Consider the following 21,267-nt stretch of genomic DNA (forward strand, 5'->3'; position numbering starts at 1 on the left):
TGAAATAGGCCTCATGAAGAGGCGTGAAATGGTCGTCCCAGGGATGCGGGCGCTCCCTGATTCCCCCGTGATGAAATAATAACAAGAACTACAATTGTAATCAAATACGGTGACATTGATAAGTACTCGACAGGTATAGAAGCTCCAGCCGCCTGTAAATTTAGCTGTAATACTGTCACACCGCCAAAAATATAGGCGCCAAACAAAACACGCCATGGTCTCCAGCTAGCAAAAACTACAATTGCTAACGCAATCCATCCTGCACCGGCAGTCATTCCTTCGGTCCATTGTGGAACTCTCGCCAGAGAAATATATGCGCCTCCTAAGCCACTTGTGGCACCACCAAACATTATAGCAAGCATTCTTACCCGAACGACCTTGTATCCAAGCGCATGAGCAGCGTCATGATTTTCACCTACCGCTCTCAAAACCATTCCGGCGTGTGTGTATTTTAAAAACCACCAAACCGAGGTTACTAAAAAAATAGAAAAATAAATCATTAAATCGTGTGAAAATAGCATTTTCCCTAAAACAGGGATATCGCTAAAGAATGGTATTTCCAGCGCCTTGAGAGTTGGAGATTTCATGCCCTCATAGGGCCGTCCCAATAACGCAGATAAACCTAAGCCTACTAATGTCAGGCCAAGGCCAGTCGCTACCTGGTTAGATTTTAAATATTGAGTGAGCATGCCGAATATGATTGAAAATATTCCTGATATAATGGCTGCACAAACAAACCCTAATAGAGGTGTGTCAGTATTCACCGCCACGATAAAGCCTACTACTGCTCCAACAATCATCATACCTTCTACACCGAGATTTAATACACCAGATTTTTCTACAACTGCTTCCCCGATAGCTGCTAATAAGATGGGCGTTGCGGATACCATGAGGGAGGCTATTAGAAGAGCAGGATTGATACTAGAAAAGTCCATTAATTATCGGCTCCTATTTTAACTTTATAATTTGCAAACAGATCTGTTGCGAGAAGGAAGAACAGAAGCATTCCTTGAAATAACTGTATAGACGCTCCAGGCAAACCTAGCATTAACTGTGCTAACTCACCTCCGATATATGTTAGCGCGATCAATAAGCCTGATAGAAATATACCAATAGGATGTAGTCGCCCAAGAAAAGCGACGATAATTGCGGTAAAGCCATAGCCTGAATTAAATTCAATGGTTATCTGCCCAGATGGTCCAGATACTTCAAACATTCCGGCGAGACCTGCAAGCGCCCCGGAGATGCCAAGACAAAAGACAATATTTGCAGTTGGATTTACTCCAGCAAATTTAGAGGCTCTAGGTGCCTGCCCAGTTAGTTGAATATTAAAACCTTGGATATGTTTGGTTAGAATGATGTAGGAGACAATTACTGTAATAAAAGCAAATAAAACACCCCAATGCATGCCTGAGTTAGCGATGATTTCAACATTGGCAGCACTCTCATAATTTTGTAAGTTGCGTGACCCCGGAAAGCCATATCCATCAGGATTTTTTAAAAGGCCCTGACTTACAGAGGCGAGTATTGACTCAGCTACATACACAAGCATCAGTGAAACTAAAATTTCATTGGTATTGAGCTTTGCTTTTAGCAACGCAGGGATCAACCCCCAAAGGAAACCGCCAAGTGCACCAGCGATGATCATCAACGGAAAGATAAATTTACTTTCCATAGGATAAAAAGCTAGCGCAACACTTGCTCCAAAAATAGCACCCAGTATATATTGACCCTCGGCTCCTATATTCCAAACACCTGCCTTAAATCCAAAAGAGAGACCAATAGCTATTAAGATTAAAGGGCCTGCTTTTACGAGTAACTGTGGGCGGGAGTAACTTGCAAAATTTGGATCAAACAATGGATCCCAGAAGATAATGCGTATTGCTTCGAAAGGGTTTTCGCCTAATGCGGCAAATAGGATACCTCCAGAAATCATTGTAATTAAGACTGCGAGGAAAGGAGATAAGTAAATCCATTTTTGAGACTGCTGGGGACGTTTTTCTAATTTAAACATTGCGCGCTTCTAGGTCTTTAGCCCCTCCCATCATGAGGCCAATTTGTTCCATAGACAGGTCGGCCGTTTTTTCTATCCTAGATAAAGCTCCACCATTTAAGGCGGCAAACTGATCACTGATTTCCAATAGCTCATCTAGATCTTGTGAAATAACTAAAATTGCTGCACCATTCTCTGAAAGCGTCAAAAGCGCTTGCCTTATGGAAGATGCAGCAGCAGCATCTACACCCCATGTTGGTTGGTTTACAATAAATACACTCGGATTCTGTAAAATTTCTCTGCCAATAACAAATTTTTGCAAATTTCCTCCAGAAAGTGATCTAGCGGTATTTTGGGAGCCGGGAGTTCTTACATCAAACTTTTTTATAACTTTTTCCGCAAAGGCTTTACTTTTCTTCCAATCAATGAAGCCAAGAGAGACAAGATTTTGAGAATTTTCGGCAGTAATTAATGTATTTTCGATCAGGCTCATGTTAGGCGCAGCGGCGTGGCCTAGGCGCTCCTCTGGTGCAGAAAGCAATCCTATTTTTCTTCGTTGGTTAGGATTGAATTTAGTAATATTAATTTCATTAAAACTGATGCTGCCATGCTGCGAGAATTGCTCACCTGACAAAACCGCAAATAATTCATCTTGCCCGTTACCAGCAACGCCGCCAATACCAAGTATTTCTCCTTGCCTCAAATCAAATGTCACATTGGTAAGCGAAGTCCCGAACTGGCTCTTACTAACGCAGCAAATATTGTCCACATTTAGCATAACCTGCCCAGCAGGTTTATTTAATTTTTCTGGGGCTTTAATAGTAGAGCCAACCATCATTTCTGCTAATTTTTTTGTGCTTGTTTTCTCTGGTGTGCAGGTATCAACTTTTTTTCCGAGACGTAAAATTGTCGCTGTATCGCATAATTTTCTTATCTCTTCCAATTTATGACTGATGTAGAGAATGGAGGTGCCCTCAGATCTTAACTTTAGAAGAGTTTTAAATAATATATCTACTTCTTGTGGTGTCAAAACGGATGTTGGTTCGTCCATCACTAATAACTTTGGATTTTGTAATAGGCAGCGAATAATTTCTACTCTTTGCCGCTCTCCAACCGACAGCTCACCAACTGTCTTTGCTGGGTCGAGTGGCAGTCCGTAAGACTCTGATACCGATTTTATCTTTTTGCCCAAGTCCCTTTGGTTTGGGGGATTATCCATACCTAACGAGATATTTTCAGCAACACTCAATGCCTCAAAGAGTGAAAAGTGCTGAAAAACCATTGCTATGCCAGCTTTCCGAGCTTCGCTGGGAGTTACTGGTTTGAAAGGAACTCCATTTAATAACAAGTTACCACTGTCCGGTTTCACTAACCCGTAGATTATTTTTACTAGCGTAGATTTTCCCGCACCGTTCTCTCCCAGCAAGGCATGAACTTCACCAGAATTTATATCAAAAGAAATATCGCTGTTGGCGATCACGCCAGGATATGTCTTTGAGATACCATTGATCTCAAGCAATTTTTTGATCAAGAATTAAACCCTTTTGCATCTGGTGATTTCTTTCCATCCAATTTACTACAACGCCCAGAGCGATTTGTTGAGGATGCTTTCCATATTTTTTGTATCCTATTGGACATTGAATTCGGTCAATTTTGTCTTTGCTGTGCCCAAACGATACAAGTTTCTTTTTAAAACGAGTAAATTTTGTTTTTGATCCAATTAAGCCAGCCCATTGAAAATCATGGTTTAAAATCTTATCACAGATCTCTAGGTCGATTTTGTGTGAGTAAGTCAATATCAAATGTTCAGCATTTGGTTGCGCTCGCTTTATAAATTGTTCTGGTGTTTCATAAATTATTTTGTGGACATTAGAGAGTTCTAAGTCTGGAAACCTGCTACTTTCTGTATCTAGCCAATAAATTTCCAGGTTTGGCAAAGGGGCCATAAGCGATAATATTGCAGACCCTACGTGCCCAGCACCCCATATCCATATCGGCATCTTCGCAGCAATAACTTTCTCAATTAGCCAGTCCTCGGAAAGTTTGTGGTCAAAGTCAATAGTCTCTGTTTTATAGTTTCTGACGAACTGTGCTACCGTTTTTGGAGTCTCCGTTGTACTCGAAAGTGATCTTACATTTAGGTTCTGATCTTTCAAATTGGAAACATCTTTTTCATCATAATACTCGGTTACTAATTTTACAAAACCACCGCAGCACTGCCCTAATTCAGGGCCAAGCGGATACGACTTAAGTTTTGTCTTCTTTGTTTCTAAAATTTCACGTGCAGCTTTTATCGCCTCGAATTCAAGAGTGCCGCCTCCTATTGTGCCATGTGTGCCTTTGGCCCAGACATACATTTCGGTACCAAGGCCCCTTGGAGTAGAACCTTTTGTCTCCAGAATTAAGATTCTAGCCACCGGTCCGTTGTTTTCTATAACAGTTTTAAGGGTGCTGTAATCAAGTGCCATTTACACGCCTGACGGCCCTTAGTATATTTTCAGGTGTTGCTGGAGCATTTAGGATTGGCCATTCATTGCCACAAGCCGACACTGCATTTCTAAGAGCAAGGAATACAGAAATACCAAGCATAAAAGGTGGTTCTCCAACTGCTTTTGACTTGTAAATTGTGTTTTCGACATTCAAATTATCAAACAGGCTTACGTTAAAAATTTTTGGTCGATCAGATGCACAAGGAATTTTATAAGTTGATGGTGCATGAGTTTTTAACTCGCCCCTTTCATCCCAAACAAGTTCTTCGGTTGTTAGCCAGCCCATACCCTGTATAAATCCACCTTCAATTTGACCGATATCGATTGCTGAATTTAAGCTATTTCCCGCATCGTGTAATATATCACTTCTCAATAATTTGAATTCACCTGTTAAGGTGTCTACAACCACTTCTGAGACTGCGGCACCATAAGCAAAATAGTAGAAGGGTCGACCTTTCCCTTTGATTCTGTCCCACTGCAAATCAGGTGTTTTGTAAAACCCAGTTGATGAGAGGCTAATACGCTGTGTGTATATTTCGTATACGGCATCCTCAAAAGATATATCGAAGTTGCTACCCCTCACTCTTCCATCTTCAAATTTAACATCATTTGTATTTGGTCGATATTTCTTTATTAAATACGATGAAATCCTAGCACAAATAATATCACAGGCCTCTTTTACTGCCATACCATTCAGATCACTTCCAGAGCTTGCTGCTGTTGCCGAAGTATTTGGTACTTTTGCGGTATCAGTGGCGGTTATTTGCACTTTTTTTATTGGTATCCCGAAAATATGTGCAGCTACTTGAGCGACTTTTTGGAAAAGGCCTTGACCCATTTCGGTGCCACCATGATTAATTCTCACAGAGCCATCATTATAAACGTGAACTAATGCTCCTGCCTGATTAAGTTGAGTAAGTGTAAAAGAAATTCCAAACTTAACAGGATTGAAAGCTATACCTCTTTTTAAGATTTTGTTCTCTTTATTCCACTCTGTAACTTTTGTTTTACGGGTATAGTATTCCGAGCTTTCTAAAAGTTCATCCATCATTTCATGAACTATGAAATCTTTAATTTCCATACCATAATGAGACGTTTGGGGTTTAATCCCATCTTTGATTTTCTTTTCACTGGTGTAGAAATTGTGCTTTCTTACTAAACCAGGATCCAAATTAAGTGAAAAGGCTATGTGATCGATTATATTTTCCATGCCGATCATACCTTGTGGACCGCCAAAACCTCTGAATGCAGTTGCACTTTGGGTATTGGTTCTTAATCGGTGGCTTTCCACCCTAAAGTTTGGAATGTGATAACAATTGTCAGCATGCAGCATAGCTCTATCGGCAACTGGCAGAGATAGATCTTGTGACCATCCACAGCGAACATAATGTTTAACATCAAGTGCTTTTATAATGCCTAACTCATCAAAGCCAGCTGTGTATTCTATTCGAAAATCATGGCGTTTGCCGGTGATTTTCATATCATCATCGCGGTCGTATCGCATTTTTGCAGTTGAATTATTTCGCACTGCTGCGATCGCGCAAGCACATGCTAGGGCATTTCCTTGGCTTTCTTTGCCACCAAAGCCACCTCCCATTCGGCGGACTTCAACTTTAATGAGGTTCATGTCTAGGCCCAACGTTTCAGCAACTTTGTGCTGAATTTCTGTGGGATGCTGGGTGGAACTATAAATTACCATTTCACCATCGTCTTGTGGGGACGCTATAGCTGCTTGACCTTCAAGGTAAAAGTGTTCTTGCCCACCTAATTCAAGGGTGCCTTCAATGGTCATTGGTGAACTCTTAAATGCTGATATAACGTCACCCTTATTATAGACTCTTGGACCTTCCTCGAAGCGACTATCCAACTTAATAGCTTGCTCAATGCTTATGACTGGTTGCTCTTCAGCATATTCAATGACGGCTAAAGTTGAAGCATATCGTGCCTGCATATGTGAATTCGCAGCCACTATAAAAATTGGTTGGCCAATAAAATTTACAGATACATCGGCTAGCAAAGGTTCGTCATGTGCATTTGGAGCAACATCATTTCCAAATGGAAGGTCTTTTGAGAGTATAATATCTACAACTCCAGGTGCTTCTCTAACAGCCGAGAGATCAATCGACTTTATTTGACCTTTGGCTATGCTGGATAGGCCAAAAGCAAGATGTAAGATTTTTGCTGGAAGTGGAATATCGTCAACATAGCGAGCTTCACCAGTAACATGCAACTTCGCTGAGTCATGAGGTATGGCTTTATTCATACTCATGGTTCCACCTTTTGAACATTTGTATTTGAGCCAATCGTCTCATAATAACAGCGAAGTAATAAATTGTGAGCTGAAGTTTGGCGGTATTCAGAAGAGCTCCGCAGGTCGGACAATGGAGTAAAATCTTTTTTCAAACTATCGCTGCTTGCCCGTAATACTCCTTCTTCCCATGGTTGATTTAGTAATTTACTTTCTAAATGGAAAGCCCTCCTCGGTATTCCAGCCATGCCTCCAAAAGCAATCACGCATTTTTTTAGCAAACCATCATTTAAAATGATATTAAAACAACCGCAGACAGACGATATATCTTGATCAAAGCGCTTGCTAATTTTATAACATTTTGTCGTCGTATTTGTTTTAGGAATAATCAGGTACTCTAAAAACTCACCTTCTCTCAGATCCTGTTTTTTATAATCAAGAAAAAAGTTTTCTAACTTTATTTTTCGCTGTCCTTTTGCACTCCTTAGGATGAGTTCAGTTTCCATAGCTATCAATGCTGGGGCACTATCGCCTATCGGTGAGCCATTTGCTATGTTTCCTCCCAAAGTCGCAGCATTTCTAACCTGTGTAGAGCCATATCTGGTAAGCAATTCTGCAAAAGATGGTGCTTCGACGAAAGCCCACTTACGCAGTTTTTCGATACTAACTCCTGCTCCAATTTGCCATGCGTCTGGTAGTTCTTCAATATTACAAAAATCAGATACCTGATTTAAAAAAGCAATATTTGTGAATTTTTGAAATTCTTTATTCACCCATAATCCAACGTCAGTTGCCCCGGCAATTAACTGAGTATTTGGCTCGCTCTGTAATATTTCCGCCAACTCTTTTTTAGATTTTGGTAATTTTTTGGATTCTGATTTTCGAAGTTCGGCTAGTTTCTGAAAATCTTCTTCAACCCAGCTTGGCTTTTTTTCATTTTCAGCCGCGCTAGCTGCTTTAATAATTGGTTCATAGCCAGTACATCGGCAAAGATTGCCAGCTAGGGTTGTTTCGTGATCCTTGTCTCTGTTAATATTTGCAGCAACCATAGAGGTAATAAAACCTGGAGTGCAAAATCCACATTGTGAGCCATGGAACTCAACCATTTTTTCTTGTACTTTATGGTGTTTAATTCCCTCTACAGTTCGAACTGCTTTACCATCAAGCTGAGGAAGAAATAGAATACATGAATTTAGAGGTTTGATTGCCTTTTCTTTATCTATAATGATAATAGTGCAAGCTCCACAGTCGCCTTCATTACAGCCTTCTTTCGTTCCAGTAAGCTGATTGTCAATTCTTAACCAATCTAGCAGAGTTTTAGTCGCATCAACCTCAGTTAAAGCGACTGGCTCCCCATTAAGAAGAAACCTGATATCCATCCAGAATACCTACCGCCTTACCCTAGTATGCTTATGATGTACCACCTCGATGCGGTGTAGAAATGGCCACCAAATATTTTCTCTTCATAAAAAGAACCGAAAAATTTTCTTTTTTCAAGTATGAAATTTAATTGTTTCAAGGCCTTTAGTTTTTTTATCTCGCACAATAAACTAAAAATATGAGCGGCTTTCCAAAATATATTCATCTGCGTGTACATACAGAGTATTCTCTACTCGAAGGAGCAACGCGCTTAAAGAAACTACCAGAACTTTGTAAGGCTAATGATATGCCTGCCATTGCACTGACAGAAACCAATAATCTATTCAGTGCGTTAGAATTTTCAGTTCTTTTTAAAGATAATGGTTTGCAACCAATTATTGGTTGCCAAATTGATTTTAGATTTACAGATATGGTTTCAGAGAGGCGGGCTCGAACGACTGCCCCAATTGTGCTACTTGCACAAGATGAACTTGGTTACAAAAATCTTATGAAACTAAGTTCCGAAATGTATGTTCAAAATGATGATGAAAAGGTAGAAATCTCCATCGAAAAATTGGAGAGATATGCTGACGGTTTGATATGTCTCACCGGGGGTTCTAGAGGCCCCCTAGGCCAACTGATCCTGGCGGCTCAAGATAAAGCCGCGAGAGATTTACTTTTAAAATTTCAAAATATTTTTTCTGATCGCCTGTATCTTGAATTACAAAGGCACCCGCAAGGAGCTGGATTGCCCAAAGAAGAGAATGATACAGAGCCTGTTTTTATCGAAATGGCATATGATTTAAGTATCCCATTGATTGCAACAAATGATGTATATTTTGATAATATAGAAATGTATGAAGCCCACGATGCTCTTTTATGTATCGCTGACGGTGCTTACGTTGATCAGCAGGAGCCTCGCCGAACTGTAACTAACCAACATTATTTTAAAACACAGGAAGAAATGGCAGCTTTATTTGCTGACCTGCCGGAAGCTTTAGAAAGTACAGTAGAAGTAGCACAGCGTTGTGCTTTTATGGCCACTTGCCGCGACCCAATCCTTCCATTGTTCGCGAGTGACGAGATAACTGAGCTAAACAGACAGGCCAAAGACGGTTTGAAAAATCGATTAGCAATTATTTCGCATGCTGCGCCAGTTTCTGAGTATGAAGAAAGATTAGATTTTGAACTCAAAATCATTGAGCAGATGGGTTTCCCTGGTTACTTTTTGATTGTCGCGGATTTTATAAAATGGGCAAAAGAAAAGGACATACCAGTTGGACCGGGTCGTGGCTCTGGAGCAGGGTCACTCGTTGCTTACGCACTCACAATAACTGATCTCGATCCTCTAAGATATAATCTTCTTTTCGAAAGATTCTTAAATCCAGATCGCGTATCGATGCCAGATTTTGATATAGATTTTTGTATGGATAGGCGGGAAGAAGTCATCCAATACGTTCAACAAAAATATGGGCACGATAAAGTTGGTCAGATTATAACATTTGGCGCCTTGTTGTCTAAGGCAGCCATTCGTGACATGGGCCGCGTCTTGCAAATGCCATACCGACAAGTTGATCGCTTAGCAAAACTTATCCCTATAGAAGGAGTCAAACCTTTAAGTATTGAGCAAGCTCTTGCTGAAGAACCTCGCTTAAAAGAGGAAGCAGAAAGAGAGGAGGTTGTTGATCGATTGCTCAATTATGGTCAAAAAGTTGAAGGTCTTTTGCGAAATGCTGCTACTCATGCAGCTGGCATAGTTATTAGTGACCGCCCATTAGACGATCTTGTGCCTGTTTATAAAGATTCGCGGTCTAATATGCCTGCAACCCAGTTTAATATGAAATGGGTAGAACAAGCAGGGCTTGTTAAATTTGATTTTTTAGGTTTGAAAACGCTCACAGCCATTCAAAACGCAATAGACCTAATAATTGCTTCAGGACGTTCGCTGCATCAATCAGCAGATGGTCGTCAATTATTTCAACCTATAAAGAATGTTGAAAATCAAATTAATACCATACCTCTAGATGATAAATCGACATACGATTTATACGCATCCGCTAAAACTGTTGCTGTTTTCCAAGTGGAGAGTTCCGGTATGATGGATGCTCTCAAGAGAATGAAACCTACTTCTATAGAAGATATCGTGGCACTGGTTGCTTTATATCGACCTGGACCAATGGAAAATATAGCTACCTATTGTGATGTAAAGAATGGTGTAAAAGATCGCGTATCGATACATCCCATGATTGATCATATTCTTGAAGAGACTCAAGGCATAGTTGTTTATCAAGAGCAAGTCATGCAAATAGCGCAAATCATGGCTGGTTATTCACTTGGTGAGGCGGACTTACTAAGGCGTGCGATGGGCAAAAAGATAAAGGCGGCAATGGATGCTGAACGGCCAAAATTTGAAGCAGGTGCTAAAAATAATGGAATATCTGAAAAGAAAGCCTCAGAGATATTCGATCTATTAGAAAAATTTGCCAACTACGGCTTCAATAAATCGCATGCAGCGGCTTATGCTGTAGTAAGTTATCAAACAGCTTGGTTGAAAGCAAATCATCCTCTTGAGTTCATGGCAGGTGCTATGAACTGTGATCTGCATTTGACAGATAAGCTTTCACAGTATGTCGATGATGTCAGAAAAGGTATGAAATTACCTTTTATTTCTCCCTGTGTGAATCGGTCTCAACCAAAGTTTTCGGTATCAGAAAACTCTTTAGTTTATGGATTGGCAGGATTAAAAAATGTTGGCCTGGAAGCAATGGGTGCACTCGTAAACGTCAGAAATAATAAAGTTTTTGTAAATTTATTTGACTTTGCCAGACGATTAGATTTGCGAAAAATTGGTAAGCGTCCTCTCGAAGTGCTTGTTCAAGCGGGAGCTTTTGATGTTCTGGATAATAATAGACATCGGGTATTTAAGAGCCTAGACGCATTAGTAGCGTATTCTGCGGCTATTCATGATCAGAAGATATCAAAGCAAGTATCGCTTTTTGGTGATGGAGGCGATGATCTGCCTGAACCCGTATTACCCTCGGTTTCTGACTGGTTGCCTGCTGAGCGTTTGTCACGTGAATTTTCAGCTATTGGGTTTTATGTTACGGGGCATCCACTCGACGACTATAAATCTGCTTTTAAAGTAAATCAGATTCTTACAATTGAAGAGGTTGAAGAAAAAGCACTATCAGGCCCTTGCTTGGTAAAAATTGCTGGTGTGGTAGTTGGCCGGCAAGAAAGAAAATCGGCCCGGGGTAACAGGTTTGCTTTTGTTCAGTTAAGTGATTTTACCGGGAATTTCGAAGTTACTTTATTTTCTGAGGTCTTAGAGAAATCCAGAAATAACCTCGAAAGCGGGGCTAGGATCATTTTAACGGCCGAAGCATCTTTCGAAGGCGAACAGTTAAAACTGTTATGTAGATCAATTGCAAATATTGATGAAGCTATTTCTACTGATACATCGCATGGAATCAAAATTTTTGTGGAAGATAAGAAAGTATTTCCATCTATATTATCAGTATTACATCAGGCCTCAGAGAATAAAAAAATTGTATCCAAGGGCCCGATCCATTTATGCTTAGTTGATTCTGGACTGCCAGGGGAAGTTGAATTGGATACTGGAGTTAACTGCGATACAAGCCCGCAAATCAGGGGAGCAATCAAAAGTTTGGATGGTGTCTTAGATGTTCAAGAGATTTAGACATTTATATGAAAGTAGAATTGATTTTTATCGCGAGAATTTTTTATGTTTGATCCGTTTCGGTTCCAACGCATCTGGTCCTAAGCGACGTTTTTTATCTTCTTCATAATCTTCAAAATTTCCTTCAAACCACTCGACATGTGCATCCCCTTCGAACGATAAAATGTGGGTGCAAATTCTGTCCAAGAAAAACCTATCATGAGAAATTACGACTGCGCAGCCGGCAAAATCTACCAGTGCGTCTTCTAAAGCTCTTAATGTTTCTACGTCCAGATCGTTTGTTGGCTCATCCAAAAGCAATACATTGCCACCTTCCTTAAGCAGTCTTGCCATATGAACCCTATTACGCTCACCCCCAGATAAAAGTGATAACTTCTTTTGCTGATCACCACCTTTAAAATTGAATGATGAACAGTATGCTCTTGAGTTGACTTGAGCATCGCCTAATTCAATTATTTCTGCGCCGCCAGAAATGGCCTCCCAAACAGTTTCGTTATCCTGTAGATCATCCCGGGATTGATCAACATACGATAATTGAACTGTTTCCCCCATAGAAATATCACCTGTGTCAGCTGCTAGTTCTTTTGTGAGCATTTTAAATAAGGTCGATTTTCCTGCGCCGTTTGGACCAATTACGCCTACGATTCCTCCTGGAGGTAAAGAAAAGCTTAGATTTTCAATGAGCAACTTATCGCCCATAGCTTTATTTAAATTACTTACTTCGATCACCTTTGATCCTAATCTAGGTCCATTAGGAATTACAATTTGAGCTTTTGTTATTTTTTCCCTCTCAGATTGGCCTGCTAAGTCATTATAAGCACTAACCCGCGCTTTTTGTTTTGCCTGGCGAGCTTTTTGACCTTGCCGCATCCACTCAAGTTCACGTTCTAAGGTTTTCTGCCGACTCTTATCTTCTCTCGCTTCTTGTGCCAGCCTTTTTGCTTTTTGTTCCAACCAACTAGAATAGTTGCCCTCGTAAGGTATTCCTTGTCCTCGGTCTAATTCCAAAATCCACCCCGTAATATCATCCAGAAAATATCGGTCATGGGTTACAATCAGAATTGTACCGTTGTAATCGATCAGATGCTTTTGCAACCAAGCTATTGTTTCAGCATCTAAATGGTTGGTAGGTTCGTCAAGTAATAACATTTCCGGAGCCTCCAACAGCAACTTGCAGAGTGCTACACGACGGCGTTCGCCGCCTGATAGGCTCCCTACATCAGCATCATCTGAAGGACACCTCAAGGCTTCCAAAGATACATCAATTTGACTATCTAAATCCCACAAATTGTCAGCATCAATTTTATCTTGTAATTCTGCCATTTCATCTGCTGTGTCGTCTGAATAATTCATGGCTAATTCGTTATATCTATCGAGAATGGCCTTTTTAGAAGCGACACCGAGCATTACATTCTCACGAACAGTGAGTGCTTCATTTAATTCAGGTTCTTGTGGCAAGTATCCGACTTTAGCACCTTCAGCGGACCAAGCCTCTCCTTGAAATTCTTTATCAATACCAGCCATTATTTTCATTAATGTTGACTTACCAGCACCGTTAACGCCTACAACCCCAATTTTTACACCTGGTAGAAAAGATAAATGAATATTTTCAAAACATTTCTTCCCTCCAGGGTATGTTTTTGAAACGCCCTGCATGTGATATACGTATTGATATGAAGCCATCTGAAACTCCGAAACTTTAAAACTAGTAGAGTGATAACCTGATGATACTTTAGGGGCAATACTCAGCAGAAATAAATAGTATAATGAAGAAATTGACGCTCTTGCTTTTTGAAAATAATTCTGGCTTATGGAATTTATGGAAATTCCTTTAGCTTCTAGACGACAGAAGATTGGCCTTCTAGGGGGCTCTTTTGATCCAGCTCATGAAGCTCACGTACACATTAGTAAGCACGCGCTGAAATACTTTGATTTAGATCAAGTGTGGTGGTTGCTTACACCCTCAAACCCCTTAAAGAGAAATGATCCAAGTCCTGTAGATGAGAGATTACGTGTTGCTAATCTATTGGTTGAGCATCCTAAAATCTTTGTTACTAAAATTGAGAATGAATTAAATACAGTATACACCTCTCAGACCTTAAAGTTAATTCAGATAAGATGTCCAAATGTTAGATTTGTTTGGCTGATGGGAGCAGACAATATGATACAATTTGATAAGTGGATGAATTGGAAAGAAATTGTATACCGTGTTCCGATTGGAATTCTTGCAAGACCAGATCATACCTTGGCGCCTTTAAAATCCAAATTGGCAAAGGCATTTTCATCTTATAGATTGAGAGCTAATCAATCTCGTGACCTCGGAAATTTGAAAGCACCATATTGGTGCTATAAAAACCTTCCCTTACTAAATGTATCATCGTCACAAATTAGAGCGTCATGAAGGAATAGTTTTATGCCTAGCCCTAGAGCCCGTTTCAATTGCGGCGGCGTGTAACCTGTCGATCTTAAATTCGTAACGTATTTCCTCTAACAAACGTAATTCAGTCTCAAGTATTAAGCCATCAGCAGCGGCAACGTCACAGCACAAGGCATAAGCTGTTTCATTCAGTTCTGCAGGTAAATTTTCTTTAACTAGGCCGAATAGGGCATCAAGACCTTCTTCTTGTTCGAATAAATCAAAAACTATCTGTGAAACGGTATTTAACCTATCAATGTCATATTCTGCGAAGATTGGCAGGTTATTTACCGCTGATTGAATTTTTACTAGCTCAGAGGTTCTAATTGTTTCGTCTGATACAGATATTGCGACCATGAGTGCAACCAAACAATCTTGAGCTGTCATCGCATGTGAGATTTTGCGTGTCATTTTTTTGCTTTCTTAAACAATGCTTTTCCCAGAATATTGACCATTCCTGAATGTATCAATAGGAAGCTTACTACTGCACGATATTTATTCAGTGAATATGGAGAATTATGATGTCTGAAATGCGTGAGGCTGGTTTGACTTCTAAATCATGGCCATTTGAGGAGGCCCGCCGAGTATTGAAGCGCTATCAAAATGCTCCTCCAGAGAAGGGTCATGTCCTATTCGAAACAGGTTATGGGCCATCTGGCTTACCTCATATTGGAACCTTTGGTGAGGTAGCTAGAACGTCTATGGTCATGCGAGCTTTTCGTGAGATTAGTGATATCCCCTGTAAATTAATCTGTTTTTCGGATGATCTAGATGGTATGAGAAAAGTGCCACAAAATGTCCCTAACCAGAAAATGTTAGAAGAAAACCTTCAAAGGCCGTTGACCTCCGTTCCTGATCCTTTTGAGAAATATGAAAGTTTTGGGCAGCATAATAATGAGCTTTTGAAAAAATTTCTGAATACCTTTGATTTTCAGTATGATTTTATAAGTGCAACAGAATTCTACCGATCAGGTAAATTTAATAAAATTCTGATTAAAGCAGTGGAAAACTATGATGAGATAATGTCTGTGATGTTGAAGTCACTTCGGGATGAGCGGAGGGAGACTTACTCGATTTTCTTACCTATCCACCCCGAGACTGGAAGAGTTCTATACGTACCGATGAAAGAAGTAAATTCAGACAATAGTACTGTCACTTTTTCTGATGAAAATGGAAAGGATTGGACCCTGCCTGTGACTGGTGGAAATGTGAAATTACAATGGAAACCAGATTTTGGTGCTCGTTGGGCAGCCTTAGGTATAGATTTTGAAATGTATGGCAAAGATCACTCTACGAACACCCCAATTTATGATAAAATTTGTCGAATACTAGGACACCGTCCGCCCGAGCACTTCACTTATGAACTGTTTCTTGATGAAAATGGGCAAAAAATTTCAAAAACAAGTGGGAATGGTGTGTCTATTGAGGACTGGCTGAAATATGCTAGCAGTGAATCCTTATCTTATTTCATGTACCAAAAACCAAAAACTGCGAAACGCCTTCATTTTGATATAATTCCAAAGATGGTTGACGAATATCATCAGCAATTAAGAGCTTATTCAAATCAAGATTTTTCGGGAAAATTAAATAATCCTGTTTGGCATATTCATGGTAATAGCGTGCCTAAATCTCATATGGCTATTCCGTTTTCTATGTTATTAAATCTTGCTTCAGTTGCTGGAGCAGAAGAAAAAGAAACTCTATGGGGTTTTATAAAACGCTATCAATCTGAGGCTACTCCAGAAACACATCCCGACTTAGATCAGGCCGTCGGTTTTGCTGTCGCGTTTTACAATGATTTCGTTAAACCAAATAAGATCTACAGAGAAGCTAGTGAAGTTGAGCGAGAAGCTATATTAGATTTACGGGACAAATTGGCTAATTATAATGGTGATCTAGACGCGGAGTCTCTCCAGAGTGTTGTATTTTCTTGTGGTCGAGAACGTTTTGACCCGCTGCGTAAATGGTTCCAAGCACTTTATGAAATATTGTTAGGCGCATCCCAAGGTCCTAGATTTGGTGGTTTTATAGCCTTATACGGGATTGAAGAGACAATCGCCTTAATCGACTCTGCACTAGAAGGTAAATTTTTGTAATAATTGCTATTGATTAATTCCGCTCTATCTACTGGTGTGGAGGATATAATATGTGGAAAGTTGTTACATTTGCGATTTTTACAATCTTTGCTGCTCAGGTTAGCGCAAGCGGCAATGACGCAATAAAGAGGACTATTGAAGACCAAATAGCTGCATTTAAACTCAATGATTTTGAGACAGCCTTTAGTTTTGCTACTCCGTTTCTTAGGGAAAAGTTTGGCAGTGCAGAGAATTTTGGAAGAATGGTACGTAACGGATACCCTATGGTATGGCGCCCATCCAAAGTAATCTTTTTGGAAAATGAAAGATATCATCATGGACTGGCACAAGTAGTACAAATCGTAGATGCAAACGGTAAATCGCATTACTTGAGATACTACATGATGGAATTTGATGGTTCCTGGCGCATAGGTGGGGTTGAATTTCTACCAGCATCAGACTTTAGTGTATAGCCACTTAGACTTTTCTTCTACTTTTACCTCTGTACGCTCTTGTGCCTCCTTTCCCTGCAGTTGAGCGGCCTGGAATTTTTTCATTTTCAGCTGCATTGATTACCGATTGACGTGCTAGTGGATCATCAGAAATAGCTAACTCAACTGTTTCAAGGCGTCGAACCTCATCTCGTAATCGTGCGGCCTCTTCAAATTCTAAGTTTTCAGCAGCTTTAAGCATATCAGTGCGAAGGCCATCCAAGACCGCTTGTAGATTAGAACCACCCTGTAATTTTGTTTCAACGTTCGCGGTTACCCTAGATTGGTCAGTGTCTCCTTTATAAAGACCTGCCAGTATATCCTCGACATTTTTTTTGACTGTTTCGGGCGTAATTCCATTTTCGAGATTGTATGCTTGCTGTTTCTCACGTCGCCTATTTGTTTCTGCTAGGGCACGCTCCATCGAGCCGGTTATCCGATCGGCATACATTATAACTCTTCCATCAACATTTCTTGCTGCGCGGCCAATTGTTTGGACCAAGGATGTTTCAGATCTTAAAAATCCCTCCTTATCTGCATCCAGGATAGCTACCAATCCACATTCAGGAATATCCAAACCTTCTCTAAGAAGATTTATTCCTACCAGTACATCAAAAGTACCTAGCCGTAAGTCACGGAGTATTTCAATTCTTTCGATCGTATCGATGTCTGAATGCATATATCTCACCCTGATACCTTGCTCATGCATGTATTCTGTCAGGTCTTCCGCCATCCGTTTTGTCAAAGTGGTTACAAGGGTTCTATAGCCGGATTGAGAAACCTTTCTGACCTCATCAAGTAAATCGTCTACCTGCATCTCTACTGGTCTAATTTCTACCTCTGGATCTAACAACCCGGTAGGTCTGATAACTTGCTCAGTAAATATTCCAGCGGTTTGCTCAAGCTCCCATTTCCCAGGTGTAGCCGAAACGTAAATTGATTGCGGCCTCATAGCATCCCATTCCTCAAACTTAAGTGGCCGATTATCCATACAAGATGGTAACCGAAACCCATGCTCCGCTAATGTAAATTTTCGTCTGTAATCGCCGCGATACATTCCACCGATTTGAGGTATACTTACATGGCTCTCATCAGCAAAAACAATTGCATGATCCGGAATAAATTCGAAAAGTGTTGGTGGAGGTTCTCCTGGGTTTCTACCCGTTAAATAGCGTGAATAATTCTCTATCCCATTACAAACGCCTGTTGCCTCAAGCATTTCTATATCGAAATTTGTTCTCTGTTCTAGCCTTTGAGCTTCCAATAATTTTCCGTCAGCAATAAGTTGGTCCAACCGAACTTTTAATTCTTTTTTAATGTTTACTATCGCTTGCTTCATTGTAGGCTTGGGCGTTACATAATGAGAATTTGCATAAATTCGAATTTTATCAAAGATGTTGGTTTTTTGTCCGGTAAGAGGGTCGAATTCAATTATGCTTTCCAAATCATCACCAAAGAAAGATAGTCTCCAGGCTCTATCCTCTAGATGAGCAGGGAATATTTCAAGTATATCACCCCGAACCCTAAAAGTACCTCTTTGGAATGCCTGATCATTTCGTCGATATTGTTGAGCGACTAGATTAGCAATAACTTCCCTTTGGTTATAAATCTCGCCAGCGATTAACTCCTGTGTCATTGCACCGTAGGTTTCGACCGATCCAATACCATAAATACAACTTACAGATGCAACTATAATTACATCGTCTCTCTCAAGTAACGCTCTGGTTGCAGAGTGTCTCATACGGTCAATTTGTTCGTTGATCTGGCTTTCTTTCTCAATATAAGTATCAGATCTTGGAACATAGGCTTCGGGTTGATAATAGTCGTAATAGCTAACAAAATATTCGACGGCATTATCTGGAAAAAACCCTTTAAACTCGCCATAAAGCTGAGCAGCTAAAGTTTTGTTTGGTGCTAGAATTATTGCTGGCTTTTGCGTTTCCTCTATCACTTTAGCCATGGTAAAAGTTTTTCCCGTACCTGTTGCTCCCAATAGAACCTGGTTTCTTTCGCCTCCTTCAATTGCAGCTGATAACTCTGATATAGCGGTCGGTTGGTCTCCTGCAGGGTCAAATTCTGTAGCCATTACAAAGCTTTTACCACCCTCCAATTTAGGCCGAGGTCCCAAATGATCCTTTGTAATAACGTTGATATCAGTCATCCTCTAGTTGTCTCTCTTTCAAAGGATATGTTCATAAAACTTTTGTTACTATTTTTTGATTAGATTTGTAACTTGCTCATGAAAATTAAATAGAGCATAAAGTAATCATTAAAAGAGGGTTTCAAAATGACTGTCAAAATCTTCAGGCCAGCGAAAACAGCAATGTCCTCGGGTTCGGCAAATACAAAATCTTGGGTTTTAGAATTTTCGCCATCGGCAGCTCGCGAGGTTGACCCATTGATGGGCTGGACTTCATCTGTTGATACGCAGTCACAAATTAAATTGAGTTTTCCCTCCAAGGAGGCTGCTCTTGAGTATGCCAAGTCCAATGGATTGCAATTTATTGTGTTGGACCCGCAAAAGCGTCGTCCAAATATTAGAAAGAGAGGGTACGGCGAAAATTTTGCAACGGATAGAAAAACTGTTTGGACCCACTAGAACCTTCTTCAAAGTTCTTTTAATACTACCTTCTACCGAATAACCGCTCTATATCACTCATCTTGATTGAAATATGGGTAGGTCTTCCGTGGTTACATTGTCCAGAATTGGGCGTGTTTTCCATTTCCCTTAGCAGGGAATTCATTTCTTCAGTTCTTAACATGCGCCCTGAACGAATTGACCCATGGCAAGCTATCCTTGACAAAACTGCGTTTATTTTTTTCTCTAAGGTGTCTGAATTTTCAAGATCTGTAAGTTCATCCAGAATATCAAAAATCAATTTTTTTATATTTTCTGAATTCAAAATTGCTGGAATTTCTTGGACCGCAATAGAGTTTATACCGAACTGATTTATTTTAAGCCCATACATACTTAGGTTATCCTTGTATTCTATCAATACAAGAATTTCTGGTTCTGATAATTCTAGAATTTCTGGAACTAAAAGTGCTTGAACTTCGATTTTATTGTCTTTGACTTGTTCTTTCAATTTTTCGTATACTAATCGCTCATGTGCAGCATGTTGGTCGATTATCACGATTCCATCATCGTTTTGTGAAATAATATAGTTCTCACCGAATTGAGCAATTGGCGCGCCTAAGGGAAAACTTTCAAATTCTTCTATAAATTTCGCATGTTCATCCTTGGTTTGGAAATCACGAGCGGATGGCTTCCATGTTTCTTGAAAAGCAGGCTCAACATCTCTTGTGAAAAAGCGTTTATTGCCGCTGTCATCCATATTTTGTGAATTTTTAGTAACCTGTTCATCAGTAGCATTAGGTATTTGGCGAGTTTGCTCGCGCATCGCCCCAAGGGCTGCCGTCGATAGAGTGCTTGATGACCGATGGCCCTCTATTGCGATCACCTGCCTAATTCCTGTTACTATTAAACTGCGTATTCCTTGAGGGTCTCGGAAACGCACTTCTGATTTTCCGGGATGGACATTGACGTCCACAAAGTCGGGTCTGCAATTTATGTAAATTGCCGCTGCTGGAAACCTATCACGCGGCATGAAGTCTGAATACGCCGCACGCAGTGCCCCAATAAGTTGTTTATCTCGTACCTGACGGTTGTTTACGAAAAAATACTGCATAGCATTTGATGCCCGCGCATAAGTCGGCAAGCATACATACCCAGTCAAGTTTACATCTTCTCGAGTTACATCGATAGAAATAGAGTTTTTTGAGAAATCTTGACCTAAAACTCTTGAAAGACGGTTTTTTATAGATGCTAGAGAAACATCTTTCTCTTTCTGAACCTGAATTATCTTCCTACTTTTACCACCAGTTTTGTCTATTAAGGTGAAGGCGACATTTGGGGTAGAGATGGATAAACCCTTAACAATGTCGGTAATAGCTTTTAGTTCAGATTTAGTTGAGCGAAGAAACTTTAACCTAGCTGGAGTGGCATAAAACAAATCCCTTAACTCAATTGTTGTTCCTAGAGTCCTTGCAGCTGGCTTGATATCCGAAATCTTTCCACCGTTTACATTGATTTCATGTGCCCCATTACCGTCATTGTGTGAGATTATTCTTAGTCGGCCTACTGCCCCTAATGAAGGCAAAGCTTCTCCCCTAAAACCAAAACTATTAATGTTCAACAAATTATTATTTGGTAACTTTGAAGTCGCATGTCTTCTAAGTGCTATTGGTAGATCGATGTCAGACATGCCGAGCCCATCATCAATTACTCTAATCAGTGTCTTGCCGCCATCTGCGACTTCGATTGTAATATCACTACATCCAGCATCAATTGAGTTCTCGATTAATTCTTTTACTGCTGATGCAGGGCGTTCTACCACTTCGCCAGCCGCAATTTTATTTATAACAGTTTCATCTAACTGTTTGATCACATTCTTTTGGCTTATTTTGTGGTCATATTTGTTCATACCACAATCACT

The 21,267-nt window shown here is 40.2% G+C and carries 15 protein-coding genes; 5 read left to right on the plus strand and 10 right to left on the minus strand.

All coding sequences use genetic code 11. The features are described 5' to 3' along the window. Positions 1–11: 11 nt before the first annotated feature. The 6 genes from ACTF5Q_RS07795 to xdhA are packed head-to-tail and all read right to left on the minus strand — an operon-like array spanning position 12 to position 8,109. Entirely contained in the window at positions 12–935 is a 924-nt protein-coding gene (locus ACTF5Q_RS07795) for an ABC transporter permease (protein WP_438954063.1), read from the minus strand. Next, a complete protein-coding gene (locus tag ACTF5Q_RS07800) occupies positions 935–2,014 on the minus strand; it encodes an ABC transporter permease (RefSeq protein WP_438954064.1) in 1,080 nt (359 codons plus the stop codon). Before ACTF5Q_RS07800 ends, ACTF5Q_RS07795 begins: the two co-directional genes overlap by 1 nt. Further along, entirely contained in the window at positions 2,007–3,524 is a 1,518-nt protein-coding gene (locus ACTF5Q_RS07805; RefSeq protein ID WP_438954065.1) for an ABC transporter ATP-binding protein, read from the minus strand. Before ACTF5Q_RS07805 ends, ACTF5Q_RS07800 begins: the two co-directional genes overlap by 8 nt. Next, on the minus strand, positions 3,505–4,461 hold the full coding sequence (xdhC, locus tag ACTF5Q_RS07810) for a xanthine dehydrogenase accessory protein XdhC (RefSeq protein WP_438954066.1): 957 nt from the start codon (positions 4,459–4,461) through the stop codon (positions 3,505–3,507). The genes ACTF5Q_RS07805 and xdhC overlap by 20 nt, the downstream gene beginning before the upstream one ends. After that, entirely contained in the window at positions 4,451–6,751 is a 2,301-nt protein-coding gene (gene xdhB, locus ACTF5Q_RS07815; protein WP_438954067.1) for a xanthine dehydrogenase molybdopterin binding subunit, read from the minus strand. Before xdhB ends, xdhC begins: the two co-directional genes overlap by 11 nt. After that, complete coding sequence (gene xdhA / locus ACTF5Q_RS07820; protein ID WP_438954068.1) at positions 6,748–8,109, minus strand: xanthine dehydrogenase small subunit; 1,362 nt, start codon at positions 8,107–8,109, stop codon at positions 6,748–6,750. Before xdhA ends, xdhB begins: the two co-directional genes overlap by 4 nt. A 179-nt stretch (positions 8,110–8,288) precedes the next feature. On the opposite strand from xdhA, the gene dnaE reads away from it, so the two are divergent. Further along, positions 8,289–11,789, plus strand: coding sequence for a DNA polymerase III subunit alpha (dnaE, locus tag ACTF5Q_RS07825; RefSeq protein ID WP_438954069.1), 3,501 nt, complete (start codon positions 8,289–8,291; stop codon positions 11,787–11,789). 27 nt (positions 11,790–11,816) lie between these two features. Here dnaE and ettA read toward each other — a convergent pair whose 3' ends face one another. Further along, positions 11,817–13,472, minus strand: coding sequence for an energy-dependent translational throttle protein EttA (gene ettA, locus ACTF5Q_RS07830; protein ID WP_438954070.1), 1,656 nt, complete (start codon positions 13,470–13,472; stop codon positions 11,817–11,819). A 136-nt stretch (positions 13,473–13,608) separates the two neighbouring features. Here ettA and nadD point away from each other — a divergent pair, with 136 nt between their 5' ends. After that, positions 13,609–14,190 (plus strand): nicotinate (nicotinamide) nucleotide adenylyltransferase, encoded by a 582-nt coding sequence (nadD, locus tag ACTF5Q_RS07835; RefSeq protein ID WP_438954071.1) that lies wholly within the window; start codon positions 13,609–13,611, stop codon positions 14,188–14,190. Here the strand turns inward: nadD and ACTF5Q_RS07840 are convergent. After that, positions 14,185–14,616 (minus strand): tellurite resistance TerB family protein, encoded by a 432-nt coding sequence (locus ACTF5Q_RS07840; protein ID WP_438954072.1) that lies wholly within the window; start codon positions 14,614–14,616, stop codon positions 14,185–14,187. The genes nadD and ACTF5Q_RS07840 overlap by 6 nt on opposite strands. A gap of 110 nt (positions 14,617–14,726) precedes the next feature. Between ACTF5Q_RS07840 and ACTF5Q_RS07845 the strand changes: the two genes are divergently transcribed. Together ACTF5Q_RS07845 and ACTF5Q_RS07850 are read left to right on the plus strand one after the other, a co-directional pair. Then, a complete protein-coding gene (locus tag ACTF5Q_RS07845; protein WP_438954073.1) occupies positions 14,727–16,301 on the plus strand; it encodes a lysine--tRNA ligase in 1,575 nt (524 codons plus the stop codon). 50 nt (positions 16,302–16,351) lie between these two features. Next, complete coding sequence (locus ACTF5Q_RS07850; RefSeq protein ID WP_438954074.1) at positions 16,352–16,753, plus strand: DUF4864 domain-containing protein; 402 nt, start codon at positions 16,352–16,354, stop codon at positions 16,751–16,753. A gap of 4 nt (positions 16,754–16,757) precedes the next feature. Here ACTF5Q_RS07850 and uvrB read toward each other — a convergent pair whose 3' ends face one another. Next, complete coding sequence (uvrB, locus tag ACTF5Q_RS07855; RefSeq protein WP_438954075.1) at positions 16,758–18,932, minus strand: excinuclease ABC subunit UvrB; 2,175 nt, start codon at positions 18,930–18,932, stop codon at positions 16,758–16,760. 126 nt (positions 18,933–19,058) lie between these two features. On the opposite strand from uvrB, the gene ACTF5Q_RS07860 reads away from it, so the two are divergent. Next, a complete protein-coding gene (locus tag ACTF5Q_RS07860) occupies positions 19,059–19,370 on the plus strand; it encodes an ETC complex I subunit (protein WP_153691465.1) in 312 nt (103 codons plus the stop codon). Positions 19,371–19,395: 25 nt separating this feature from the next. Here ACTF5Q_RS07860 and mutL read toward each other — a convergent pair whose 3' ends face one another. Further along, positions 19,396–21,255 carry a DNA mismatch repair endonuclease MutL gene (gene mutL, locus ACTF5Q_RS07865; protein ID WP_438954076.1) on the minus strand — a complete coding sequence of 620 codons (1,860 nt, stop codon included), beginning with the start codon at positions 21,253–21,255 and terminating at the stop codon, positions 19,396–19,398. Positions 21,256–21,267 lie beyond the last annotated feature (12 nt).

Source organism: Candidatus Salinivivens marinus (genome assembly GCF_965655845.1).
Lineage (GTDB): Bacteria > Pseudomonadota > Alphaproteobacteria > Rhodobacterales > Rhodobacteraceae > Salinivivens > Salinivivens marinus.